The sequence below is a fragment of the Roseivivax sp. GX 12232 genome (assembly GCF_021272185.1).
Taxonomy (GTDB): domain Bacteria; phylum Pseudomonadota; class Alphaproteobacteria; order Rhodobacterales; family Rhodobacteraceae; genus Roseivivax.
In genome coordinates this window covers 159,173-183,507 of record NZ_JAJSEC010000002.1, presented here as the reverse complement: position 1 = coordinate 183,507, position 24,335 = coordinate 159,173, and the positions used below count along the sequence as shown (strand labels likewise).

Annotated in this window: 15 protein-coding genes and 1 tRNA gene; 11 read left to right on the top strand and 5 right to left on the bottom strand. The window is 69.7% G+C overall.

The features are described 5' to 3' along the window. The first annotated feature begins 95 nt into the window (after nt 1-95). From LR948_RS04820 to gghA, 7 genes are all read left to right on the top strand, one after another. Nucleotides 96-2,498: a glycogen/starch/alpha-glucan phosphorylase gene (locus LR948_RS04820; protein WP_232752841.1), complete on the top strand. Its 2,403-nt coding sequence runs from the start codon at nt 96-98 to the stop codon at nt 2,496-2,498. 49 nt (nt 2,499-2,547) lie between these two features. Further along, nucleotides 2,548-4,728 (top strand): 1,4-alpha-glucan branching protein GlgB, encoded by a 2,181-nt coding sequence (gene glgB, locus LR948_RS04815; protein ID WP_232752840.1) that lies wholly within the window; start codon nt 2,548-2,550, stop codon nt 4,726-4,728. 618 nt (nt 4,729-5,346) lie between these two features. After that, nucleotides 5,347-6,609 (top strand): glucose-1-phosphate adenylyltransferase, encoded by a 1,263-nt coding sequence (glgC, locus tag LR948_RS04810; protein ID WP_255702807.1) that lies wholly within the window; start codon nt 5,347-5,349, stop codon nt 6,607-6,609. Then, nucleotides 6,606-8,012 carry a glycogen synthase GlgA gene (gene glgA, locus LR948_RS04805; RefSeq protein ID WP_232752839.1) on the top strand — a complete coding sequence of 469 codons (1,407 nt, stop codon included), beginning with the start codon at nt 6,606-6,608 and terminating at the stop codon, nt 8,010-8,012. The genes glgC and glgA overlap by 4 nt, the downstream gene beginning before the upstream one ends. Next, entirely contained in the window at nt 8,009-10,102 is a 2,094-nt protein-coding gene (gene glgX / locus LR948_RS04800) for a glycogen debranching protein GlgX (RefSeq protein WP_232752838.1), read from the top strand. The genes glgA and glgX overlap by 4 nt, the downstream gene beginning before the upstream one ends. Nucleotides 10,103-10,262: 160 nt before the next feature. Then, nucleotides 10,263-11,894, top strand: a complete 1,632-nt coding sequence (locus LR948_RS04795) for an alpha-D-glucose phosphate-specific phosphoglucomutase (RefSeq protein WP_232752836.1) — start codon at nt 10,263-10,265, stop codon at nt 11,892-11,894. A 20-nt stretch (nt 11,895-11,914) separates the two neighbouring features. After that, complete coding sequence (gene gghA, locus LR948_RS04790) at nt 11,915-14,284, top strand: glucosylglycerol hydrolase (RefSeq protein WP_232752835.1); 2,370 nt, start codon at nt 11,915-11,917, stop codon at nt 14,282-14,284. A gap of 224 nt (nt 14,285-14,508) precedes the next feature. On the opposite strand, the gene LR948_RS04785 is transcribed toward gghA, so the two are convergent. Continuing rightward, complete coding sequence (locus tag LR948_RS04785) at nt 14,509-15,348, bottom strand: SMP-30/gluconolactonase/LRE family protein (protein WP_232752834.1); 840 nt, start codon at nt 15,346-15,348, stop codon at nt 14,509-14,511. Between the two features lie 130 nt (nt 15,349-15,478). Here LR948_RS04785 and LR948_RS04780 point away from each other — a divergent pair, with 130 nt between their 5' ends. Together LR948_RS04780 and LR948_RS04775 are read left to right on the top strand one after the other, a co-directional pair. Beyond that, nucleotides 15,479-16,924: a cache domain-containing protein gene (locus LR948_RS04780; protein ID WP_232752833.1), complete on the top strand. Its 1,446-nt coding sequence runs from the start codon at nt 15,479-15,481 to the stop codon at nt 16,922-16,924. Beyond that, entirely contained in the window at nt 16,921-17,565 is a 645-nt protein-coding gene (locus tag LR948_RS04775; protein WP_232752832.1) for a response regulator transcription factor, read from the top strand. Before LR948_RS04780 ends, LR948_RS04775 begins: the two co-directional genes overlap by 4 nt. Before the next feature lie 17 nt (nt 17,566-17,582). Here the strand turns inward: LR948_RS04775 and LR948_RS04770 are convergent, their stop codons facing one another. After that, nucleotides 17,583-17,786: a hypothetical protein gene (locus tag LR948_RS04770; protein ID WP_232752831.1), complete on the bottom strand. Its 204-nt coding sequence runs from the start codon at nt 17,784-17,786 to the stop codon at nt 17,583-17,585. A gap of 172 nt (nt 17,787-17,958) precedes the next feature. Here LR948_RS04770 and LR948_RS04765 point away from each other — a divergent pair. Continuing rightward, nucleotides 17,959-18,032: transfer RNA gene (locus tag LR948_RS04765), tRNA-Gly, on the top strand. 470 nt (nt 18,033-18,502) lie between these two features. Here the strand turns inward: LR948_RS04765 and LR948_RS04760 are convergent. Continuing rightward, the gene (locus tag LR948_RS04760) at nt 18,503-19,603 is read right to left on the bottom strand and encodes an acetoin utilization protein AcuC (RefSeq protein ID WP_232752830.1); all 1,101 of its coding nucleotides are present in this window, start codon (nt 19,601-19,603) and stop codon (nt 18,503-18,505) included. An 88-nt stretch (nt 19,604-19,691) separates the two neighbouring features. On the opposite strand from LR948_RS04760, the gene LR948_RS04755 reads away from it, so the two are divergent. Next, on the top strand, nt 19,692-20,765 hold the full coding sequence (locus tag LR948_RS04755) for an AbrB family transcriptional regulator (RefSeq protein WP_232752829.1): 1,074 nt from the start codon (nt 19,692-19,694) through the stop codon (nt 20,763-20,765). Nucleotides 20,766-20,782: 17 nt separating this feature from the next. Here the strand turns inward: LR948_RS04755 and LR948_RS04750 are convergent, their stop codons facing one another. Together LR948_RS04750 and LR948_RS04745 are read right to left on the bottom strand one after the other, a co-directional pair. Then, nucleotides 20,783-22,603, bottom strand: coding sequence for an ABC-F family ATP-binding cassette domain-containing protein (locus LR948_RS04750; RefSeq protein WP_232752828.1), 1,821 nt, complete (start codon nt 22,601-22,603; stop codon nt 20,783-20,785). A gap of 939 nt (nt 22,604-23,542) precedes the next feature. Then, the gene (locus LR948_RS04745; RefSeq protein WP_232752827.1) at nt 23,543-24,295 is read right to left on the bottom strand and encodes a GNAT family N-acetyltransferase; all 753 of its coding nucleotides are present in this window, start codon (nt 24,293-24,295) and stop codon (nt 23,543-23,545) included. Nucleotides 24,296-24,335: the final 40 nt, after the last annotated feature.

The window sequence follows — 24,335 nt, the reverse complement described above, 5'->3', positions numbered from 1 at the left end:
AACCCGCGAAATATCGCCGGTGGGGTCTTGCCAAACGACAGGGATCGCGCTTGTTCCCAGCGTGACCCGTTAGCGATACCAGGAGACGTCCCGTCATGAACATCGCGACACCGCCCCGCGTGACCACCCGCGGCCTGAGCGACGCCATCACGCGCCACCTGCGCTATTCCTTCGGCCGCGAGCCCGAGTTCGCCGGGCTCGAGGACTGGCGCATGGCGCTGTCCTACGCCATCCGCGACCAGATCGCCGACAGCTGGTTCAAGGCCGCGGGCACCGCCCGCAACCAGGGCGCCAAGCGCGTCTACTACCTGTCGATGGAATTCCTGATCGGGCGCCTTCTGGAAGACGGCATCGTCAACCTCGGGCTGGTCGACCAGGCCCGCGAGGCGCTGGCCGCCCTGGGCCAGGACTACGACGAGGTGCTGGCCGACGAGCCCGACGCCGCGCTCGGCAACGGCGGGCTGGGACGGCTGGCCGCCTGTTTCCTCGAAAGCCTCTCGACGCTGGGCTGCCCGGCCTATGGCTACGGCATCCGCTACGAGCACGGGCTCTTCCGGCAAAGCTTCCAGGGCGGCCGCCAGGTCGAGGCGCCCGAGACCTGGCTTCTCCAGCGCCACGCCTGGGAGTTCGAGCGCCCCGAGGCGCGCTTCCGCATCGGCTTCGGCGGCCATGTCGAGGAACGCGAGGGCCGCAAGCTCTGGCTGCCCGGCGAACATGTCGACGCCGAGGCCTATGACACGCCGATCGTCGGCTGGCAGGGCCGCTGGGCCAACACGCTGCGGCTCTGGTCGGCCAAGGCCTGCGACCCCTTCGACCTGCCCGCCTTCAACCGCGGCGATTTCACCGCCGCCGCCCAGCCCGAGGCGCTGGCGCGGACGATCTCGCGGGTGCTCTATCCCGACGACACCACCGAACAGGGCCGCGAGCTGCGCCTCAAGCAGGAGTTCTTCCTGACCGCCGCGGCGCTGCGCGACATCCTCGCGCGGTTCGACAAGGAAGAGAGCGACATCCGCAAGCTGCCGCAGTATGTGGCGATCCAGCTCAACGACACCCACCCCGCGGTGGCGGGGCCGGAGCTGGTGCGCATCCTGCACGACGAACGCGGGCTGCCGCTGGACGAGGCGATGCAGACCGCGCGGGCCTGCCTGTCCTATACCAACCACACGCTCCTGCCCGAGGCGCTGGAAAGCTGGGGCGAGGATCTCTTCGGCCGGCTCCTGCCGCGCCACCTCGAGATCGCGGACCTGATCGACAACGCCCATTACGAGGCCAACCCCAATCGCACCCAGTCGATGCGCGCGGACGGCCAGGTGAAGATGGGCCAGCTCTCCTTCGTCATGGCGCATAAGGTCAACGGCGTCTCGGCGCTGCACACCGAGCTGATGAAGGAAACCGTCTTCGCCGAGCTGCACCACCTGCACCCCGAGCGGATCGTGAACCAGACCAACGGCGTGACCCCGCGGCGCTGGCTCCTGGCCTGCAACCCGCGGCTCTCCGGCCTGATCACCGAGACCATCGGCGACGGCTGGGTCGACGACCTCGAGCGGCTGCGCGAGCTCGAGCCCGCGATCGAGGACGCCGGCTGGCGCCAGCGCTTCGCCGAGGCCAAGCGCGCCAACAAGGCCGAGCTGGCGGAGTACATCTCGCAGACCCAGGGCGTCAGCCTCGATCCCGATGCGATGTTCGACGTGCAGATCAAGCGCATGCATGAATACAAGCGCCAGCACCTGAACATCCTCGAGACCATCGCGCTCTGGCAGGAGATGAAGGACAACCCCAACGCCGACTGGACGCCGCGGGTGACGCTCTTCGCGGGCAAGGCGGCCCCGGGCTATGCCTTCGCCAAGGACATCATCCGGCTGATCAACGACGCCGCCGAGGTGATCAACGCCGACCCCGCGACCCGCGACAAGCTGCGGGTGCTGTTCCTTCCGAACTACAACGTGACGCTGGCCGAGCGGCTGATCCCGGCGGCCGACCTGTCGGAACAGATCTCGACGGCGGGCAAGGAAGCCTCGGGCACCGGCAACATGAAATTCGCGCTGAACGGCGCGATGACCATCGGCACGCTCGACGGCGCCAACGTCGAGATCCGCGAACATGTCGGCGCGGAGAACTTCTTCCTCTTCGGCATGACTGCCTCCGAGGTCGAAGAGCGCCGCGCCGTCGAGGATCACGCGCAGCAGGCCATCGCCGCCGATCCGCGGCTCGCCCGCGCGCTGCAGGCGGTGGGCTCCGGCGCCTTCTCGCCCGACGAGCCCGACCGCTACGCCCATATCACCGAGAACCTCTCGGGCGCGGATTACTTCCTCGTGGCCTCGGATTTCAGCGACTACTGGCGCGCCAGCCGCGAGGCCGACGCCGCCTTCGCCGACCGCGCCGGTTGGATCCGCCGCGCCGCGCTGAACACCGCGCGTTCGGGCTGGTTCTCCTCGGACCGGACGATCCGCGGCTACATGCGGGATATCTGGGCGGCGCGCTCGCATCTGGAGGATTGATCCCCCGCGCTCCGTTGAAGCGGAGCGCAAGACGGCTAAGGTGGTGCACATGGCAAGCGATACCGACCCCAAGAGCTCCGCCCTCGCCCGCGTCTTCAACGGCTCCGGCGAGGACCCCTTCGCGATCCTCGGCCCGCACGAGGAAAACGGCACCCGCGTGGTGACCGCCTTCGACCCCGGCGCGGCCCGGATGGTGGCGGTGATCGGCAAGACCGAACACCCGCTCGAGCCGCTGCCCGGCCAGCCCGGCGGCTTCTCGGGTCCGGTGCCGGGCGCCGATCCCTACGGGCTGCGCGGCTACGACGCCAAGGGCGTCTACTGGGACATGGAAGATCCCTACCGCTTCGGCCCGGTCATGGGCGAGCTGGACGAATACCTGCTCGGCGAAGGCACGCATCACGCCCTCTGGGAGGCGCTCGGCGCCCATGTGATGACCCACGAGGGCGTGCATGGCACGCATTTCGCGGTCTGGGCGCCCAATGCCCGCCGGGTCTCGGTGGTCGGGCCCTTCAACTCCTGGGACGGCCGCCGCCACGTGTTGCGCCGCCGCGGCCAGGGCGTCTGGGAGACCTTCCTGCCCGGCGTCGGCGAGGGCGACGCCTACAAATACGAGATCATCGGCCACGAGGGGCAGCTTCTGCCGCTGAAGTCCGACCCGGTGGGCTTCGGCTCGGAACACGCGCCGGCCAATGCCTCGGTGGTGCGCGACATCTCGGGCTACGGCTGGTCGGACGAGGCCTGGATGCGCAGCCGCGAAGCGCGCAACTCCCGCGAGGCGCCGATCTCGGTCTACGAGGTGCACCTGGGCTCCTGGCGCCACAAGGCCCAGGGGCGGCGGATCTCCTACGTGGAGGCCGCCGAGGAGCTGGTCGGCTATGTCTCCGACATGGGCTTCACCCATATCGAGCTGCTGCCGATCTCCGAGTTCCCCTTCGACGGCTCCTGGGGCTACCAGCCGGTCGGGCTTTTCGCGCCGACCGTGCGGCACGGGCCCCCGCATGAGTTCCGCGACCTGGTGAACGCCGCGCATAAGGCCGGGATCGGGGTGATCCTCGACTGGGTGCCGGGGCATTTCCCCACCGACCCGCATGGGCTCGGCCAGTTCGACGGCACCGCGCTTTACGAGCACGCCGACCCGCGCGAGGGCTTCCACCAGGACTGGAACACGCTGATCTACAACTACGGCCGGACCGAGGTGAAGAACTTCCTCACCTCGAACGCGCTTTACTGGCTGAAGGAATACCACGCCGACGGGCTGCGCGTGGATGCGGTCGCCTCGATGCTCTACCGCGACTATTCCCGCAAGGACGGCGAATGGGTGCCGAACAAGGACGGCGGCCGCGAGAACTACGAGGCGATCGACGTCCTGAAGACCATGAACACCCTGAGCTACGGCGAGGCGCCGGGGATCATGACGGTGGCCGAGGAATCGACCTCCTTCCCCAAGGTCTCGCGCCCGGTGGACGACGGCGGCCTGGGCTTCGGCTTCAAGTGGAACATGGGCTGGATGAACGACACGCTCGAGTACATCAAGAAGGACCCGATCCACCGCAAGCACCACCACGACCAGATGACCTTCGGGCTGGCCTATGCCTTCTCGGAGAATTTCATCCTGCCGATCAGCCACGACGAGGTGGTGCACGGCAAGGGCTCGATGCTGACCCGGATGCCCGGCCAGGGGCTCGAGCGTTTCGCCAACCTGCGGGCCTATTACGGCTTCATGTGGGGCCACCCGGGCAAGAAGCTGCTCTTCATGGGCCAGGAGTTCGCCCAGGAGGCCGAATGGGACCACAACCGCGAGCTCGACTGGCCGGCGCTTGAGCGTCCCGGCCATGGCGGGGTGCAGCGGCTGGTGGGCGATCTGAACCGGCTCTACGCCGCGACGCCCGCGCTGCACGTGCGGGACTGCGAGCCCGAGGGTTTCCAGTGGATCGAGGCCGATGACGCCGACCGCTCGGTCTTCGCCTGGATCCGCCGCGGGCGCCCTGGCGATCCCGAGGTGGTGGTGGCCGTGAACTTCACCCCGATGGAGCAGCCGGGCTACCGCCTGGGCTTCCCCAGCGCCGGCCGCTGGCGCGAGGCGCTGAACTCCGACGCCGAGATCTACGGCGGCGGCGGCCGCGGCAACTTGGGCGGCATCGAGGCGGGTGGCACGCCGAGCCACGGCCAGGCGGCCTCGGCGGAGATCTACCTGCCGCCGCTCTCGGCGGTGTATTTCGTGAAGGAATGACGGGGGCGCTCCGGGGGTGATCCTGGGGCGTCTTTGCGGCTGGCGGTGACGGGCGGTCGGCTGGCTGGTGCTTGGCCTGCCGCGCCCTCTCACCCCGCCCGAACGGAGCGCCAGCGCCGGACCGGGGGCCGGCGCCGCAACGGATGAGCGGCGCGCTTTATCCCGGCCATGTTCCTCCTGACGACGAGCGATGCGCACCACCCGCAAGAGCGCCGGCCCACGGGGCCGGTCCGGCGCTGGCGCGGCGGGCCTGCGGCCCTTGATTCCGCGCCATAGGCGGAAGGTTGGGGTGAGGCTAACGGATTGGACCTCAGCGCGTGTTGGTCGGGCATCCACGCGAGCACCCTGCCCCGGCTGGCGCCGCGGGCCGAACAGGACTTGTCGCTTGGGACCGTGCGTTTGACCGAAAGCAGGCAGGTCCGGTTTCCCTGCAATCGGCAAAGCTGGTCGGGCCTAAGGGACCCCTCGCAGGTGCCGCTCCCGCGCCTTCACTCGCAGGTTCTACAAGCCAGCCAAGTCACCCCCAGCCGCGCCCAATCCCATCCACCCCCTAGCCACTCCCGCCGCGCGCTGCCACACTCACCCCAAAGGGCCCCAGACCCAGAGGGAGGAGACACCATGCCATCGACCACACGCCTCGCCCACCGCTCCATGGCCTTCGTGCTGGCCGGCGGGCGCGGATCGCGGCTGCGCGAGCTGACCGACCGGCGCGTGAAGCCCGCCGTCTATTTCGGCGGCAAGACGCGGATCATCGACTTCGCGCTGTCCAACGCGCTCAACTCCGGCATCCGCAAGATGGCGGTGGCCACCCAATACAAGGCCCACAGCCTGATCCGCCATTGCCAGCGCGGCTGGAACTTCTTCCGCGCCGAGCGCAACGAGTTCCTCGACATCCTGCCCGCGAGCCAGCGCTACGACGAGAGCATGTGGTACCGCGGCACCGCCGACGCGGTGGCCCAGAACATCGACATCGTGGACAGCTACGGCGTTGACTACGTGCTGATCCTCGCCGGGGACCACATCTACAAGATGGACTACGAGCGGATGATCGAGCACCACGTCGAGAGCGGCGCGGATGTGACCATCGGCTGCCTGACGGTGCCCCGCGCCGAGGCCTCGGCCTTCGGGGTCATGGCGATCGACGAGAACGACGTGATCACCTCCTTCCTGGAGAAGCCGAAGGACCCGCCGGGCACGCCCGACGACCCCGAGGTGACGCTGGCCTCGATGGGCATCTACGTCTTCAAGTGGGACTTCCTGCGCGACCTCCTGCTGCGCGACATGGAGGACAGCAACTCGAGCCACGACTTCGGCAACGACCTGATCCCCGAGATCGTCCAGAAGGGCAAGGCACAGGCCCACCGCTTCACCGAGAGCTGCGTGCGCGCCTCCTCCGAGGCCCCGGCCTACTGGCGCGACGTGGGCACGGTGGACGCCTTCTGGAAGGCCAACCTCGACCTCACCAATTTCTCGCCGGACCTCGACCTCTGGGACAAGGACTGGCCGATCTGGACCTATTCCGAAAGCGTGCCCCCGGCGAAGTTCATCCACGACGAGGAGAAGCGCCGCGGACTGGCGGTCTCCTCGCTGATCTCGGGCGGCTGCATCATCTCGGGCACCGAGGTGCGCGAATCGCTGCTCTTCACCAATGTGCACACCAATTCCTACTCCACGCTCGACCGCGCCGTGGTGCTGCCGCGGGCCTATATCTCGCGCCACGCCCGGCTGAAGAACGTGGTGATCGACCGGGGCGTGCATATTCCCGAGGGGCTCGTCGTCGGCGAAGACCCCGAAGAGGACGCCAAGTGGTTCCGCGTCAGCGAGGGCGGCGTGACGCTGATCACCCAGAAGATGCTGAACGCGCGGGCCGCCGCGGAATGACGCGCGTCCTCTCGGTCGCCTCGGAATGCGTGCCGCTGATCAAGACCGGGGGGCTGGCGGATGTCGCCGGTGCCCTGCCCGGCGCGCTGGCGCCGCTGGGCGTCGAGATGCGCACGCTGCTGCCCGCCTATCCCAAGGTGCGGGCGGCGCTCGGCGAAGGCCCCCGGCACGAGCTGGGCGAGGTCTTCGGCGGGCCCGCGGCGCTGATCGAGGGGCAGCTCGGCGAGGCGGTGCTCTATGCGCTGGACGCGCCGCATCTCTTCGACCGGCCGGGCGGGCCCTATCTCGACGAGGGTGGCCACGACTTCCCCGACAACCCGCGCCGCTTCGCCGCGCTGAGCCAGGTCGCCGCGCGGCTCGCCGCCGAGGGCATCGGCGACTGGCACCCCGAGGTGCTGCATGTGCACGACTGGCAGGCCGGGCTCGCGCCGCTTTACCTCTCGCAGATGGCGCCGAAGCGCCGCGTCGGCACGCTTCTGACCATCCACAACATCGCCTTCCAGGGCATGGCGCCGCCCTCGGAGATCGGCCCCCTGGGCCTGCCCGAGGCGGACTTCGGCCCCGAGGGCTACGAGTTCTGGGGCCAGGTCAGCGCGCTGAAGGCGGGGCTGGTCTGGTCCGACCGGATCACCACGGTCAGCCCGACCTATGCCGAGGAGCTGCTGACGCCGGAGTTCGGCATGGGGCTCGACGGGCTGCTGACCGCCCGGCGCGACGCGCTCTCGGGCATCCTGAACGGCATCGACACCGCCGCCTGGGCGCCGCCCTACCGCACCCCGCGCGGCAAGCCCCGGCACCGCGCGCGGCTCCGCCACGAGATGGGCCTGCCCGAGGCCGAGGGCCCGCTTTGCGTGGTGATCTCACGGCTGAGCCACCAGAAAGGGCTGGACGTGCTGCTCGATGCGCTGCCCGCGCTGATCGACCACGGCGGGCAGCTCGCGCTTCTGGGCTCGGGCGACCCGGCGCTGGAATCGGCCTTCCGCCAAGCCGCCGAACACCCCAATGTCGCAACCCGCATCGGCTATGACGAGGCGCTCTCCAAGCGCATGGTCGCGGGCGGCGACGCGATCCTGGTGCCCTCGCGCTTCGAGCCCTGCGGGCTCACCCAGCTTTACGGGCTGAGCCACGGCACCCTGCCGCTGGTCGCCCGCACCGGCGGGCTCAACGACACGGTGATCGACGCCAACCCCATGGCCCTGCAGGCCGGCGCGGCGACGGGGCTGCAGTTCCATCCCGTGACCGCCTCGGGGCTCGCGGGCGCCTTCGCGCGGCTCCATGCGCTTTGGCGCGCGCCGGGGCACTGGCAAAGGATGATGAAGAATGCCATGGCACTAGATGTCGGCTGGGACGTTTCCGCCCAAGCCTATGCCACACTCTACCGGGATCTCATATCCGCGCCATGACCGCTTCCACAGCGCCCCTGCCGGGGCATGCCGCGCCGCTCGGCGCCTGTTTCGACGGCGACGGCACGAATTTCGCCGTCTTCTCGCAACACGCCACGGCGATCCACGTCTGTCTCTTCTCCGAGGACGGACCCACCGAAACCCAGCGCATCCGCCTGCCCGAGCGGGACGGCGATGTCTGGCACGGCTACCTGCCGGGCATCCGGCCGGGCCAGCTTTACGGGCTGCGCGCCGAGGGGCCCTATGCCCCCGAGGAGGGCCACCGCTTCAACCCGCACAAGCTGCTGATCGACCCCTATGCCAAGCGGCTGACCGGGCATCCCACCTGGGATGACGCGGTCTACGGCTTCACCCGCGGGCACAAGCAGGAGGACCTCTCCTTCGACACCCGCGACAGCGCGGCCTTCATGCCGAAGTGCATCGTCACCGATCCGAGCTTCGCCTGGGGCGAGGTCGAGGCCCCGCGCCGCCCGATGGAAGAGACCATCGTCTACGAGGCGCATCTGAAGGGGCTGACCCAGACCCACCCGGACGCCGACCCCAAGGGCGGCTTCCTGGCGCTGGCCTCGGACGCGATGATCCGGCATCTGACCGAGCTCGGCGTCACCGCGGTCGAGTTGCTGCCGGTGCATGCCTTCATCAACGACCGCTTCCTGATCGACAAGGGGCTGACGAACTACTGGGGCTACCAGAGCATCGGCTTCTTCGCCCTCGATCCGCGCTACCTCTCCGAGGACGGCATCGCCGAGGCCCAGCACGCCGTCGCGCGACTGCATGCGGCGGGCATCGAGGTCTATCTCGACGTGGTCTACAACCACACCGGCGAGGCCGACCACCTGGGCCCGACGCTGGCCTTCCGCGGGCTCGACAACGCCGCCTATTACCGGCTCGCCGAGGATCCGCGCTACTACGTCAACGACACCGGCACCGGCAACACGCTGAACATCGAGCACCCGATGGTCATGCGCATGGTCATGGACAGCCTGCGCTACTGGGTCGAGACCTTCCGCATCGACGGCTTCCGCTTCGATCTCTGCGCCACGCTGGGCCGCACCGCCGAGGGTTTCGACCCCGGCGCCGCCTTCTTCGACGCGCTGCGCCAGGACCCGGTCCTGACCCGCACCAAGCTGATCGCCGAGCCCTGGGACATCGGCCCCGGAGGCTACCAGCTGGGCGCCTTCCCGCCGCCCTTCGCCGAGTGGAACGACCGCTACCGCGACGGGGTGCGGCGGTTCTGGCGGGGCGACGCGGGCTCGGCCCCGGATCTCGCCGCGCGGATCACCGGCTCGGCGGCGGAGTTCGACCACTCGGGCCGCCCCGCAACCTCGAGCGTCAACCTGCTGACCGCCCATGACGGCTTCACCCTGGCCGATGTGACCGCCTATCTCGAGCGCCACAACGAGGCCAACGGCGAGGACAACCGCGACGGCCACGGCGAGAACTACTCCGACAACTTCGGCACCGAGGGCCCGAGCGACGACCCCGAGGTGAACGCCGCCCGCGCGCTCCGGCGGCGCAACATGCTGGCCACGCTCTTTCTCAGCCAGGGCACGCCGATGCTGCTGGCGGGTGACGAGTTCGCCAACAGCCAGGGCGGCAACAACAACGCCTATGCCCAGGACAACGAGACCGGCTGGCTCGACTGGGCCAGCGCCGACGGCGCGCTCCTGGCCTTCACAAAGCGGCTCATCGCCTTCCGCAAGGCGCATCCGATCCTGCGCCAGAAGCGCTTCCTGCACTCGCGCGAGCGCATCGTCGACGGGCTGCCCGACCTCTTCTGGTGGCGCGAGGACGGCGCCGAGATGACCCCCGCCGACTGGGAGGAGCCAGGGCGGCTCTTCTGCGCCGCCGAGATGCGCATGGCCTCGGGCACGCCCGCCTACGCGCAGCGCGAGGAGGCCGTCTACCTGGCCTTCAACGCGGGCGACGGCTGCGAGGTGACGCTGCCCGAGCCGCCCGAGGGCCGGGTCTGGATCTGCCACCTCGACAGCCGCCGCCCCGAGGCCGAGCCCGCCCGGCAGGAGGGCCCCTGCCAGCTCGAAGGCCCCGCCGTCCTGGCCTTCGTGCTGGAGCCCGAAGAGGCGGGCTGAGGCCCGCTCAGGCAGAAAGCTTAGGAGCGGGGCCCAGGTCCCGCCCCTGCCCTTTTCCCCCCGGACCCCTTGCCATTCCCGACGCCTGCGACATGCTTGGGGAAACGCCGCGCGGCGCCCCCGGCGCAAATGCGCGCCCCGAGACAGTGAAGGAGACACCATGGAGATCCTGACCGTCGACACGACCCCGATCGAAGGCCAGAAACCCGGAACCTCGGGCCTGCGCAAGAAGACCCCCGTCTTCATGCAGCGCCACTACCTGGAGAACTTCATCCAGTCGGTCTGGGACGCCATCGGCGGCGTCGAGGGCAAGACCCTCGTCCTGGGCGGCGACGGCCGCTACTTCAACGACCGCGCCGCGCAGGTGGTCCTGCGCATGGCCGCGGCCAGCGGCGCCGAACGGGTGATCGTCGGCCAGGACGCGCTTCTCTCCACGCCCGCCGCCTCGAACCTGATCCGCACCCGCGGCGCCGACGGCGGCATCATCCTCTCGGCCAGCCACAACCCCGGCGGCCCCGAGGAGGACTTCGGCGTCAAGTTCAACACCGCCAACGGCGGGCCGGCGCCCGAAAGCGTGACCGCCAAGATCTTCGAGGCGACCCGCAGCTGCGTGCGCTACTTCATCGCCGAAACCCAGGACATCGACCTCTCCACCCCCGGCACCACCAAGCTTGCCGAGACCGAGATCGAGGTGGTCGACCCGGTCGCCGACTACCGCGCCATGATGGAGAAGATCTTCGACTTCGACGCCATCCGCGCGCTCTTCGAGGGCGGCTTTAGGATGCGCTTCGACGCCATGCATGCGGTCACCGGCCCCTATGCCAAGGCGCTCTTCGAAGAGGCCCTGGGCGCGGCGCCCGGCAGCGTCATCAACGCCGAGCCCAAGCCCGATTTCGGCGGCGGCCATCCTGACCCCAACCCGATCTGGGCCAAGGCGCTGATGGACGAGATGCACGGCCCCGAGGCGCCGGACTTCGGCGCCGCCTCGGACGGCGACGGCGACCGCAACATGATCGTCGGGCGGAACTGCTACGTCACGCCCTCCGACAGCGTCGCGGTGATCGCCGCCAATGCGACGCTGATCCCGGCCTATGCGGGCGGGTTGAAGGGCGTGGCGCGCTCCATGCCGACCTCGCGGGCGCTCGACCGGGTGGCGCTGCGGCTCAACGTCGACTGCTACGAGACCCCGACCGGCTGGAAGTTCTTCGGCAACCTTCTGGACGCCGGCCGCGCCACGATCTGCGGCGAGGAAAGCGCCGGCACCGGCTCCGACCACGTCCGCGAGAAGGACGGCCTCTGGGCGGTGCTCGCCTGGCTCAACATCCTGGCGGTCAAGGAGATGTCGGTCGCCGACCTCATGGCCGCGCATTGGCGCGCCTACGGGCGGAACTACTACAGCCGCCACGACTACGAGGGCGTCGACGCCAAGGCCGCCGAGGGCCTCATGTCCGACCTGCGCGGCAAGCTCGACGCGCTGCGCGGAACCGAGGTCGCGGGCCTCAGGATCGAGAAGGCCGACGAGTTCTCCTATCACGACCCGGTCGACAAGAGCCGCGCCGAGGGCCAGGGCATCCGCATCGCGCTGGCCGACCAAGGCCGCATCGTCTACCGGCTCTCGGGCACCGGCACCGCGGGCGCGACGCTGCGGGTCTACCTCGAACACGCCGAGACCGACCCCGCGCGGCTCGACATGGCCCCCGAGGAGGCGCTGGCCCCGGTGATCGAGGCCGCCGACGCGCTGGCCGGCATCGCCGAGCGCACAGGCCGCACCGCCCCCGACGTGACCACCTGAGAGACGACGAAGGAGCCCGCATGGCCCTGCAAGACGAGATCCGCCGCGACGACGCCCTGTCCCAGGAGATGGCCGAGGCCGCCGAGGCCGCGCTGATGACCTCCGAGACGCGCTTCGACGCCGAACAGATCATCGCCCGGATGCTCGGCGGCCAGGTGGCCGCCGGCGGGCTGGCGCGCTTCGGCTTCTGGGTGCCCGAGCTGCAGGACGCGCGGGTGCCCTCGGGGGACATCTTCCTCGAGGTGCTGCGCCCCGAGGTGCCGCTGGATCTGACCCGCGCCCACCAGGACGTACGCTTCGAGCGCGCCTATATCCCGGTGATCCGCACCGAGACGCATTGCTTCGTGGCCCTCACCGGCATGCGCGCCGGCAGCCGCGAGGAGATCGGCGATTTCTACGCGCTCTGCTGGCGCGACGCCGAGGACGCCTGGCACCGGATCCTCGACCCGCTGGCCATGTCCCTGCCCTTCGGCGCCATGGCCCCGGCCGAGCTCTACGACACCGAGGCGATGCTCGCCGCCCGCGGCGACGGCGCCTATTGGACGGGTCTTGCGGGGGCCGAGCCGCACAAGTTCGGCCCGGTCTCCAATATCCTGCAGATCCATGTGCCCACCGCGACCGGCGGCGGCACGCTGGCCTCGCTCACCCGGCAGTTCGAGCGGCTCGCCGCGCGGGTCGAGGCGGGGCTGCCGCTCGAACCCTCCGACAAGCTCTTCGCGGGCTACGAGGCGGTGCAGCTCCTGCCGGTGGAACCGACCACGGTCTACGAGACCGGCCCGGAGTTCTGGCAGGAAAGCGAGGGTGACGACAGCGCGGTGACCGTTTCGCTCCTGCGTCCCGACACCACCAACTGGGGCTACGACAACGTCATCGCGGGCATGGCCACGGTGAACCCCGTCCTGCTCGAGACCGGCCGGCCCGACGAACTCGTCGACCTCGCCGCGGCGCTGCACAATTTCCCCGGCCAGCCCAAGCGGCTGATCTTCGACGTGGTCTACGGCCATTCCGACAACCAGGGCCTGCGGGTGCTGAACGGGCATTTCTTCGCCGGGCCCAACATGTATGGCCAGAACCTCGACTACCAGAACCCCGCGGTGCGGGCGATCCTCCTGGAGATGCAGCGCCGCAAGGTGAACTTCGGCGCCGACGGGGTGCGGGTCGACGGCGCGCAGGACTTCAAGTTCTGGGATGCCTCGGCGCAGGTGCTGCGCCATGACGACGACTACCTGCAAAGCATGGCCGACATCGTGCAGGAGGTCGGCGGCACGAGCTACCGCCCCTGGTTCATCTTCGAGGACGGCCGCCCCTGGCCCGAGGAGGACTGGGAGCTTTCCTCGACCTACCGCTCGGTGATCGAGAGCCAGCGCGACGACGACGTCTTCCAGTGGGGCCCGCTGACCTTCGCCCACAACACGCCCTTCCTCTACACCTTCTGGCTGGGCAAATACTGGCGCATCCGCGAATGCCTCGAGGTCGGCGCGAATTGGATCTCGGGCACCTCGAACCACGACACGCTGCGCCGGGGCACCCAGGTGAACCCCAAGCTCAACGTGAACACCCGGCTCGGCCAGACCCGGATGGAGATCCTCGACAAGGCCTATGACAATCCCGCCGCCCACACGCTGACCTATGTGGCGCTGCCGGGCGTGCCGATGGACTTCCTGAACGCCATGGCGCGGGCCTCCTGGGGCTTCGTGCGCAACCAGGACGACCGCTACGGCGTGAAGGTCGTGGCCGAAGAGGCAATCTCGCTGCGCTGGCAGGTGGACGAATATTCCTACTCGATCCCGGGCAATTTCACCCGCCTGAAGGAGCTGGGCTTCGAGACCCGCGCCGATCTCGCGCGGTTCCTGACCTTCCTGCCGGCGCTGGTCGAGGTGACCGACTACGACCTCGAGGACATCGCGCGGCTTCTGAACACCACCGAGCCGCGGCTTGCGGGCCCGCATTACACCGTCGACAGCCTGAAGGCGGTGGCGCGGGCCTGGATGGATGACATGCAGGAATACTGCAACATCACCCATTCGCTGGGCGCGCTCGACCCGGTGCAATGCGACTTCGCCCATGCGCTGCGCGAGTTCCGCGCCGCCCGGCCCTGGCTGCGCGAGAACTACTCGGGCAAGGACCACTTCTCCTACCTGCAGCCGATCGAGGGCCGCACGGTCTTCACCGCGCTGCGCCACGGCCCGGACGGCGAACAGGTCTACACGGTGATCCACATGGAGGGCAAAGAGACCCCGGACCTCGACCCGCTGCGCCTGCCGGTGCCGGGCATCGAGGGTTTCGGCTGGGAGCTGGCGCTGCAATCGCCCGGCATCGGCGATGATTACATCTCCGGCCCGATCATCCTGAAGGACTCCATGGCCCTTGTCTTCACGCGGCAAGGTTGACGCCCCGGAGACCTCACCCTACCCCCCGCGCGCCCAAAAAGGCGCGCGGTCCCCAGCTCTCATCTCCGGGCGCCGCAACCGGCCTCCCCGCGCAACCCCCTCCCCAGCATGACCGGGCCGGAAATACTCCGGAGAGCGCGAGAGGCAGAGCCTCTCGCCCCGGGCGCCCCGTCAGGGGCGCAACGGGTCACACAACGGAAACAACAAAGCGCGCCCAACCCGCCTCAAAGACGGACGCGATGCGCCTCCTGCCCCTTGAACCCGGTCGGCACGTTGAAGGTCATGCCCGCGAGCTGGTCGTCCTCGGGGGCATCCTTGGCCGCCGAGGTGACATAAAGCGTCGCGAGCCCCGGGCCGCCAAAGGCCGGGCAGCTGACCTGCCCCGCGGCGAGCCCGATGGCGGTCATGAAGCGCCCGTCGGGGGCGTAGCAGGCCACCCGCCCCGCGCCCCATTGCGCGTTCCAGAGGTTGCCCTGGGCGTCGACCACCGCGCCGTCGGGGTTCAGCCCCTCGGGGCCGAGGTCGACGAAAAGCTCGGGTTCCGCGGCGGGCCAGCCATCGGCATCGAGCGTCACCCGCAGGATCTTCCGGCTCGGCGTGTCGGTGAAATAGGCATAGGCCCCGCCGGGCGCGAAGGCGATGGCATTGGGGATGCGCAGCCCTTCATAGAGCACCGTCAGCGCGCCCTGGTAGTAGCGGTAGATCCGCCCCTCGGCGCCGGTCTCGTCCTTGCGCATGGTGCCGATCCAGAAGCCGCCCCAGGGGTCGGCGCGGCCGTCGTTGGAGCGCATCTCCGGGCGGTCGGCCTCGAGCGGGATCACCTCCTCCTCGGCCTCGGTCACGGTGTCGAAGGTGAAGAGCCGGCTTTCCGAGGCGATCAGCAGCCGCCCCTCGGCCAGCCAGCCCGCCGCCGAGACATGCTCGTCGAACGTCCAGTGGCGCTGGCGCTGCCCGTCATGGCGGAACAGCTTCTTGCCGAGAATGTCGAACCAGTAGAGCGCGCCTTCCTCGGGGTGCCAGAGCGGCCCCTCGCCCAGTCGGCAGATCGTGTCGCTCAGGATCATAGTCGGCCTCTCCTCGTTGTCCGCTCCGCCACCTTGGGTGAAACCGCGGGGCGATGCCACCCCCATGACGGGCAGCGGGGGCAACTTGCCGCTTCCCAAGCGCCTGCCATCCGCGCTAGGAGAGCGGCCCATGAGAGCGCTGCGCGACAGGCTGAACCTGAGCTATACCCAGAAGCTGTTCCTTCTGGCCGCGCTGCCGCTCATCCTCGCCGTCTCGGCCATCGCGCTCCTGGTGGCGCATCAGTCCCGGGCGCTGGCCGACCGCGAGATCCGCAGCCTCGAGACCCAGCTGATCGAGGCCAAGAAGGCCGAGCTGAAGAACTACGTCACCCAGGCGCGGAACGGCTTCTACTTCATCTACGGCTCGGCGGCGCCCGACGACCAGGCAGCGCGCGACCAGGTGGCGCAGATCCTCGCGGCGATGATCTACGGCGACGAGGGCTTCTTCTTCGTCTACGATTACGACGGCACCAACCTGGTCTCGCCGCGCCAGACCGAGATGATCAACCAGGACTGGTCGGGGCTGACCGACAGCGAGGGCACGCCGATCACCGACGAGCTGATCCGCATCGCGCGCTCGGGCGCGGGCTACCACGAATACCTCTGGCCCAAGCCCTCGACCGGGGAAGAGGCGCGGATGATCACCTATGTGACCTCCTTTCCCTCCTGGCAGTGGGCGGTGGGCACGGGTGTCTTCATCGACGACGTGGTGCAGACCGTGGCCGCCGCCCGTGCCGAGGTCGAGCGCCGGGTCGAGCGGACCTTCCTCTATATCGGCGGCATCACCCTGGCGGCGCTGCTCCTGGTCTTCGTCTCGGGCCTGGCGCTGAACCTGCGCGAGCGGCGGCTGGCGGACACCCGGCTGCGCCAGCTCACCCAGCGGGTGCTCGACGCCCAGGAGGACGAGCGCGGCCGCGTCGCCCGCGAGCTGCACGACGGCATCAGCCAGATCCTCGTGGGGGTGAAATACGCCCTCGACATCGCCCGCCGGCGGGTCGAGACCGGCGACGCCCGCGCCAGCGAGACGCTGGAGCGCGGGGTGGAGCACCTGGCCGGCGCCATCCAGGAGGTGCGCCGGATCAGCCGCGACCTGCGGCCCGGGGTGCTCGATGACCTGGGCCTCGGCCCCGCGATCAAGGCGCTCTGCGAGGATTTCCGCAGCCGCACCGGGCTCGACGTGATGTTCGACACGGTGGTCTTCCGCAACCGGCTCGACCAGGACGCCAAGATCGCGCTTTACCGCATCGCCCAGGAGGCGCTGACCAATGTCGAGCGCCATTCCGGCGCCACCCGGGTCGAGATCGACCTGCGCGGCCATACCCGCGGCGCGACGCTGCGGATCTCCGACAATGGCCGGGGGCTGGCGGCGGCGGGCAACGCCGAGACCGGCGAGGCCCCGGGCGCCCGCGGCATCGGGCTGCGCAACATGCAGGAGCGCATGGACCACCTCGGCGGCACGCTGCGCGTCATGTCGGCCAAGACCGGCACGGTGATCGAGGCGCAGGTGCCGCTGACCCACCTGCTGCCGCCCGAGGACAGCAACGATCAGACCGCGCAGGAAAGGAAGCAGGCATGAGCGCTCCGACCCGCGTCGTGGTGGTCGACGACCATCCGATGGTCGCCGAGGGGATCACCGCGATCCTCGAGACCTATGACGACATCTCCGTGCTGGCCACGCTTTCGGACGCAGGGGCGATGATCGCCCGGCTCGAGGAGCTGGCCCCCGACGTGATCCTGATGGATCTCAACATGCCCGGGCTCTCGGGGCTCTCGGCTACCGAGATGGTGCTGGAGAAGCGCCCGGAGACGCGGATCCTGATCCTGTCGATGCACGACAGCCCGGAATACATCCGCACGGCGCTGGGGCACGGCGCCATGGGCTACGTGCTGAAGGATGTCTCCACCGAGGAGATCAAGACCGCCATCGACCGGGTGCAGGCGGGCGAGCGCTATCTCTGCGTCGGCGCCGAGGGCGCCATCGCGCCTGTCGGCAGCCAGGGCCGCGAGCAGCTCACGAACCGCGAGCAGACGATCCTGCTGCAGCTCGCCCAGGGCAAGTCGAACAAGGAAGTGGCGCTGGCGCTCGACATTTCGGTGCGCACGGTCGAGACCCACCGCAAGAACATCAAGCGCAAGCTGGGGATTTCCTCGACCGCCGGCCTCACGCGCTACGCGCTCGAGCACGGGGTCCTGCAGGGCACCGGGGTGAACGTCTGAGGCTCAGGCCTTGCCGGTCAGGCCTCGCCGATTCCGGCAACATTGTCGCAGAAGGCGGTCTTGAAGGCCTTGAGGCCCTCGCCGGCTTCGGCGGCCTCGAGGTGGCCGGTCATATGCCCGAGCGCGATCAGCGCCACCAGCACCGCCGCCTTGCAGAGGGTGAAATCCCGACGCGAGAGCCTGGGCAGAACGCGGCCCTGGGGCATTGCGATATACGACATGGCAGGCCTCCTTCGCTGCGCAGGTCAGAAACTGAACCGATTGGTTTAGATCATGCCCCGGAGCGGCGTTTCACGCAAGTCACGTCTCTGCGCCTCTTTGCAACATCCGCGCACAAGGGGCGTGCAAAGGCGCTTGAACGTGGTCCGCGGGCGGTGCTAGATGGCTCCGCATGCGGGTGTAGCTCAATGGTAGAGCAGCAGCTTCCCAAGCTGACGACGAGGGTTCGATTCCCTTCACCCGCTCCAAGATTTTCCGACATGGGTGTGATTGGGGCGTATGGGCCTCGGGCGGTGGGGTGGCGCCGAGAGGTTTGGCCTGTCTGACGGGGTGATCTGAGCGGCTGTGGTGCAAGGAAGCTTGGTGCTAAGCCTCACCGCAATAGACATCAGGCCCAAGCACGCAGCTTGCGGGCGTGACGTTTCCCTGCCGCCCCCGTCAGCCCACCGTCGAAGCCCAACAGCGCACCGCCGACACCCGCACCCGCCTCCCTCTCACCCCGCACACCAGAGGGCGCGCACCGGACCGGGGGCCGGCGCTGCCGACCTCTGAGCGAGGCGCTTTTTCCCAAAATGGTCAGGGCTAGCGAAGAACTATGCGCGCCATCCCAAGAAGCGCCGGCCCATCGGGCCGGTCCGGCGCGCGCCCGGCACCTTCGGTGCTTTTCGGGCGCAGGTAGCACGGGCTATGGACGTAGCGCGAGCACACCAAAACCCCCTCAAATCCGCCCCTTCAGCACTGCCACCCGCGCCCGCACGTCGGCGCTCGCGGCGCCGTCCCTGGGCGCGTCGCGCAGGGTGGACAGCAGCGTCTCCCCCGGCCGCCCCCGGCGCGACCAGCGTAAAGCCTCAAGCACGCCCCGGGCGGCGGGCGGCAGCGCCTCGGGGATCTCGCGGCCCGAGAGCGTCGCCCAGATCCCGCTCCAGAGCCGCGCCACGGTCCAGGGGTTGTAGCCGCCCCCGCCCGAGACGATCAGCCGGGGCGAGAGCCCGCGCAGCGCCGCCGCCGCCGCAAAATGCGCGTTGTTCGACAGCCCAAGCCGCGACAGCGGGTCTTCGAGCACCGCATCCGCCCCGCATTGCAGGTAGATCGCGTCGGGCCGGAAGGCTTCGACGCCGGGCAGGACCACCTCCTCGAGGAACAGCCGGAAGTCGCCGTCATGCGCCCCGCGCGGCAAGGGCAGGTTGAAGGCCGCGCCCCCGGCGTCATCCTCGAGCGCGCCGGTGAAGGGCCAGCGACCCTCTTCGTGACAGGAGAACAGCCGCACCGCCTCGGAGCCCGCGAAGGCCGCCTCGACCCCGTCGCCGTGATGGGCGTCGATGTCGACATAGGCCACACGGCTCAGCCCCATGTCGAGCAGCCGCCGGATCGTCAGCACCGGCTCGTTGAGATAGCAGAAGCCCGCCGCGTGATCGGGAAAGCCGTGATGCGTGCCGCCGCCGGGGTTGTGCACCACCCCGCCCCCGGCCACGAGCTCGGCAGCAAGCATGCCGCCGCCCACTGCCGTGGCGGGGCGGCGATACATCTCGGGGAAGACCGGGTTCGAGAGCGTCCCGAGCCCGTGGCGCCGCTGGTCCTCACCGCTGACCGCCTGGGCGGCCTCGGCGCGGGCCAGCGCCGCCACGTAGTCCTCGGTGTGAAAGCCGGTGAGCGCGGCGGGCTTGGCGCGCGGGCTCACGCGATACTCAGCCTCGGGCAGCCAGCCGAGCGCCCGGCAAAGGTCGATCACCGCCGGCACCCGCTCGATCGAGAGCGGGTGCAGCCGCCCGTACCGCGAGCCCCGGTAAATGTTCGACCCGATGAAAAGCGCCCCTGTCATGGGCCGGGAGCTAAGCCGCCCAGGCCCCGCGCCAAGCCCTTGGCGAGGCTCACTTGCGGCTCCCGCGAAACGGGCATAAGCCCGGGGCATGCTCCCCCGTCCCGATGCCCGCACCCTGCGTCTGACCGCGCTTCTGCTCCTGGCGGGCACGCTTGGCGGCGCGCTGGCGGCCTGGGCGCATGTGCCGATGCCCTGGATGATCGGCTCGCTGGCGGCCTCGGCGCTGGCGGTGCTCCTGTTCCAGGACGGGGCGCTGAAATCCTATGTCTTTCCCAACCGGCTGCGGATCACCTTCATCGCGCTGATCGGCGTGATGATCGGCACCCAGGCCGGGCCCGAGCTGCTGCGCGACCTGCGCGCGGTGCCGGTGGCGCTGGTGGCGATCCTGGTCTTCACCGTGGTCGCCCACGCCGGCAACACGCTGATCTTCCGGCGCCTCGGCGGCTACGACCGGGCGACGGCCTTCTTCTCGGGCACGCCCGGGGGGCTACTGGAATCGATCGCGCTTGGCGAGAGCTCGGGCGCGGATGTGCGCATCCTGACGCTGCAGCAGTTCCTGCGGATCATCATGGTGGTGACCCTGGTGCCGGCGGCGATCTCGATCTGGATCGGCGCGCCGGTGGGCAGCGCGGCGGGCGTCTCGATGAACGGCGGCGTGCCGCCGCAGCTCAAGGATTTCGTCCTGATGGGCGCCGCGGCCGCGGCGGGCCTGGCGCTGGCGCGGGTGGTGAAGATCCCCGCGGGCCATATCATCGGCCCGCTCCTGATCACCGCGGTCCTGAGCCTCGCCGGGCTGATCGAGCTGCACCTGCCCTTCTGGCCCATCGCCGTGGCGCAGGTGGTGGTCGGCACGAGCCTCGGCCTGCGGTTTCTCGGCATCACCGCGGCGCATGTGCGCAAGGGGATCGTGCTGTCGATCCTCTCGGTGCTGTTCATGCTGGGGCTCGGCGCGGCGCTGTCGGTCCTGCTGGCGCGGGTGACCGGCATGGAGGTCATGCAGCTGATCCTCAGCTTCGCCCCGGGCGGGGTCACCGAGATGTCGCTGATCGCGCTTTCTCTGGCGGTCAATCCCGCGCTCGTGAGCCTGTTTCACGTGCTCAGGATCCTGATGACCGTGGGCGTCCTGATGGTCGCCGCGCGGCGGCTGGGCTACGCGCGGTAAGCCGCGCGGGCCCGGGATCAGCCGCCGGCCTTCTCTTCCAGGGTCAGCCATTCCTCCTCGACGCCCGAGAGCCGGTCCTGGCGCTCGGCCAGCGCCTCGGTCGCCTTGCGGAACTTCACCGGCTCGCGGGAATAGAGCTCGGGATCGGTCAGAAGCTCGTTGAGCTTGGCGATCTCGGCCTCGAGCCGCTCGATCTCGGCGGGCAGCTCCTCGAGCCGGTGCTTCTCGGAAAAGCTCAGCCCCTTGGGTTTCGCCGACCCCTTGGGCTTGGGCTTGGCCGCGCTGTCCTTCTGGGGCGCGGGCTTCGCGGTCTCGGCGGCACCGCGCGCCTTCGGGCGCTGGCTCTGGTAGTCCGACCAGCCCCCGGCATAAAGCGTCGCCCGGCCGTCGCCCTCCATGGCCACGGTGGTGGTCGCCACGCGGTCGAGGAAGTCGCGGTCGTGGCTGACCAGGAGCACCGTGCCCTGGTAGTCGCCAAGCAGGTCCTGCAAGAGGTCCAGCGTCTCGACGTCGAGATCGTTGGTCGGCTCGTCGAGAACCAGCAGGTTCGATTCCCGCGCCATGATCTTGGCGAGCAGGAGCCGCGCCTTCTCCCCGCCCGAGAGCGAGCGCACCGGCGCGCGCACCCGGCGTTCGTCGAAGAGGAACTCCTTGAGGTAGCCCACCACGTGCTTGGGCTCGCCGCGCACCAGGATCTGGTCGGCCTTGCCCGAGACCCGCATCTCGGGATCGCCGGTCAGGTTCTCCCAGAGGCTCATCTCCGGGGCGAGCCGCGCGCGGCTCTGGTCGAAGACCGCGGGCACCAGGTTGGTGCCGAGCTTGACCGCGCCCGCGTCGGGCTCTTCCTCACCGGTGAGCATGCGAATGAGGGTGGTCTTGCCGACGCCGTTCGGGCCCACGAAGGCCACCCGGTCGCCGCGTTCGATCTTGATCGAGAAGTCCGAGACGATGCGCTTGCCGTCGAAGCCCTTGGTCAGTGCCTCGGCCTCGATCACCTTCTTGCCCGAGGCGGGCCCGGAGGCGAGGTCCATGGCCGCGGTGCCCTGGCGGCGGATCATCGCGGCGCGCTCCTGGCGCAGGTCCTGCAGCGCCCGCACCCGGCCCTGGTTGCGCTTGCGCCGCGCCGAGATGCCCTCGACCGCCCAACGGGCCTCGGCCTTGATCTTGCGATCCATCTTGTGGCGCTGCTGGTCCTCTTCTTCCCAGACCTTGTCGCGCCAGGCCTCGAAGGAGGCGAAGCCCTCTTCCTGGCGGCGCACCGCGCCCCGGTCGATCCAGAGCGTCGCGCGGGTCAGCTCCGACAGGAAGCGGCGGTCGTGGCTGATCAGCACGAAGGCCTTGCGGGTGGACTTCAGCTCGCGTTCGAGCCAGCCGATGGCCTCGATGTCGAGGTGGTTGGTCGGCTCGTCGAGAAGCAGCAGCTCGGGGTCCTCGGCCATGAGCTTGGCCAGCGCCGCGCGGCGCTTCTCGCCGCCCGAGGCGGTGGCCACGGGGCGCGCAGGGTCGAACTTCAGCCCTTCGGCGGCGGCCTCGACGCGGTACATCTCGGCGGGGCCGAGCTCGGAGGCGGCAAACTCGCCCAGGGTCTCGTAGCCCGAGAGGTCGGGCTCCTGCTCCATGTAGCCCACCGAGGTGCCGGGCGGCACGACGCGCAGGCCCTCGTCGGCCTCCACGAGATCGGCCATGACCTTCATCAGGGTGGATTTGCCCGAGCCGTTGCGCCCCACCAGCGCCACCCGGTCGCCGGGCTGCACGACGAGGTTGAGATCGGCGAAGACGGGCTCGCCCCCGTAGGTCAGCGAGATGTCGGAGAGCTGGAGAAGCGGTGCCTGTGCCATGGCCGGGCTATGGCAGTGCAGCGGAGAACCCGCAAGGGGCGGGGTGTGGGGGTGCCGGGGCGCGGAGGGTAAGCGGTGGAGGCGGCGGGGGCGCATGCGGGCGGCTGGGTCAATTTCGACGGTGGGCGCTTGGTGCGGAGATCGGAGTAACTGCCGACAGCACCGGGGGGGGGGGGTGGCACTCCGCCCCGAATACCTGGCGGCCCAAGGCCAAGCCTCCTGCGAGAAGGACAGACGCAGGTCTGTCGCCCCAATGCGCCCGACCCTCCCCCCTGTTCGCCGTCCTCACACCCCGCCTCGGCGCGGGCGACCAGCCCGTGCCGCGCCCGACCCTCCCCCCGGGAGGGCGCTTTGGCGAAGTCCTTCCCAATTCAGCGGTCGTCCGGGGCTTTTGAGATAAAGCGTGCAGCTCGGACGGGGACGCTTGCGCCCACGCAGGGTCGGGCGCGGCACTTTGGTTTTGGGCGGGGCGCGTGGTGAGGGGCTGGTGGAGGAAGCCCACCTGGTTCGGTGAAAGAGGCGCTTGCCTTCACCCGGGACGGAACAGCGGGCACTAACTTCGGAAGGTGCTCTCGCCCTGCCCCAGACCTCGCGAATGCCCCCGACTCGCCGTCCTCACAACCCGCCAAGGCGCGGGCGACCAGCCCGTGCCGCGCCCGACCCTCCCCCCGGGAGGGCGCTTTGGCGATGTCATGCGGAATTCAGCGGTCGTCCGGGGCTTTTGAGATAAAGCGATCAGCTCAGACGGGGACGCCTGCGCCCACCCAGGGTCGGGCGCGGCACTCTTGGTGTGGGTGGGGAGTGTGGTGAGGGGCGGTTGGATGTGCGGTGTGGGTGGTTAGGCGCGCGGTGTGGGCGGAACCAACGTTCGCTCAGAAGGTCAGCCCGTCGCGTGCACGACTGCTCCCGACAGCGCCTCGCCCCGTCAGACCTCCCCCTTCACCCCGCCACCGCCCGCAAGGCGCGCTTGCGCGCGGCGGGGATGCGGCCGATCTCGACGCCGGTGAAGACGTGCAGCGTGTTCATCTCGACGTCCACCACCGCGTGGTCGCTGACCCAGCCGCCCATGGCGAGGTAGCTCTTGAGAAGCGGCGGCATGCCCTTCAGCGCCGCGCGGGGGTCGGGCGCCGCACCCTCCTCGCCTGAAAAACCACCCAAAGACACCACCCGCGCCGCCTTCACCCGGGGCCGCCACACCTCGGGGCCGAGGTGGTGCGCGCCGAGCCGGGCGAAGGCGGCGCGATGGGCCTCGGGGTCGGTGCCCGGAAAGGAGGCGCAGCCGAAGAGCATCTCGACCCCGGCGGCATCGACCAGCGCGGTCAGCGCGCCCCAGGCGAGGCGCGCCACATCCGGGTCCCGCAGGCCGGGCGCGAGGCAGAACCGGCCGATCTCGATGAGCGGCCCGGCGAATCCCGAAAGCCCGGAGAGGTCGTAGAACTGCGCCGCATAAGACCGCGAGACCTCGGCTCCGCCCGAGAGCTGCAACAGCCGGAAACAGGCCAGCGGCGCGCCCCCCTCGCGGGGCTCGACCAGGAGATGCCGGCAGATGTCGTCGAAGGAATCACGATCGCGGCCCGGGCCACCGAAGAAGGCTTGATGACGCAACCGCGCCAGCGCCTCGCGGTCGGAGACCCCCTCGGCCAGCCGCGCCCGGTAGCGCCCACGTTCGAGGGAAAAGCCTGTGCCGCTCATGCCGCCCGGCCCTGACCCGCCCCGCGCCAAGCCTGAACCG

Excerpts from the sequence above, each read along its gene's own strand:
- LR948_RS04755 (WP_232752829.1), top strand. The coding sequence starts at position 19,692 with ATGCTCCCCCGTCCCGATGCCCGCACCCTGCGTCTGACCGCGCTTCTG.
- LR948_RS04745 (WP_232752827.1), bottom strand. The coding sequence starts at position 24,295 with ATGAGCGGCACAGGCTTTTCCCTCGAACGTGGGCGCTACCGGGCGCGG.
- glgC (WP_255702807.1), top strand. The coding sequence starts at position 5,347 with ATGCCATCGACCACACGCCTCGCCCACCGCTCCATGGCCTTCGTGCTG.
- LR948_RS04780 (WP_232752833.1), top strand. The coding sequence starts at position 15,479 with ATGAGAGCGCTGCGCGACAGGCTGAACCTGAGCTATACCCAGAAGCTG.
- gghA (WP_232752835.1), top strand. The coding sequence starts at position 11,915 with ATGGCCCTGCAAGACGAGATCCGCCGCGACGACGCCCTGTCCCAGGAG.
- glgB (WP_232752840.1), top strand. The coding sequence starts at position 2,548 with ATGGCAAGCGATACCGACCCCAAGAGCTCCGCCCTCGCCCGCGTCTTC.
- glgX (WP_232752838.1), top strand. The coding sequence starts at position 8,009 with ATGACCGCTTCCACAGCGCCCCTGCCGGGGCATGCCGCGCCGCTCGGC.
- LR948_RS04795 (WP_232752836.1), top strand. The coding sequence starts at position 10,263 with ATGGAGATCCTGACCGTCGACACGACCCCGATCGAAGGCCAGAAACCC.
- LR948_RS04820 (WP_232752841.1), top strand. The coding sequence starts at position 96 with ATGAACATCGCGACACCGCCCCGCGTGACCACCCGCGGCCTGAGCGAC.
- glgA (WP_232752839.1), top strand. The coding sequence starts at position 6,606 with ATGACGCGCGTCCTCTCGGTCGCCTCGGAATGCGTGCCGCTGATCAAG.
- LR948_RS04775 (WP_232752832.1), top strand. The coding sequence starts at position 16,921 with ATGAGCGCTCCGACCCGCGTCGTGGTGGTCGACGACCATCCGATGGTC.
- LR948_RS04785 (WP_232752834.1), bottom strand. The coding sequence starts at position 15,348 with ATGATCCTGAGCGACACGATCTGCCGACTGGGCGAGGGGCCGCTCTGG.
- LR948_RS04770 (WP_232752831.1), bottom strand. The coding sequence starts at position 17,786 with ATGTCGTATATCGCAATGCCCCAGGGCCGCGTTCTGCCCAGGCTCTCG.
- LR948_RS04750 (WP_232752828.1), bottom strand. The coding sequence starts at position 22,603 with ATGGCACAGGCACCGCTTCTCCAGCTCTCCGACATCTCGCTGACCTAC.
- LR948_RS04760 (WP_232752830.1), bottom strand. The coding sequence starts at position 19,603 with ATGACAGGGGCGCTTTTCATCGGGTCGAACATTTACCGGGGCTCGCGG.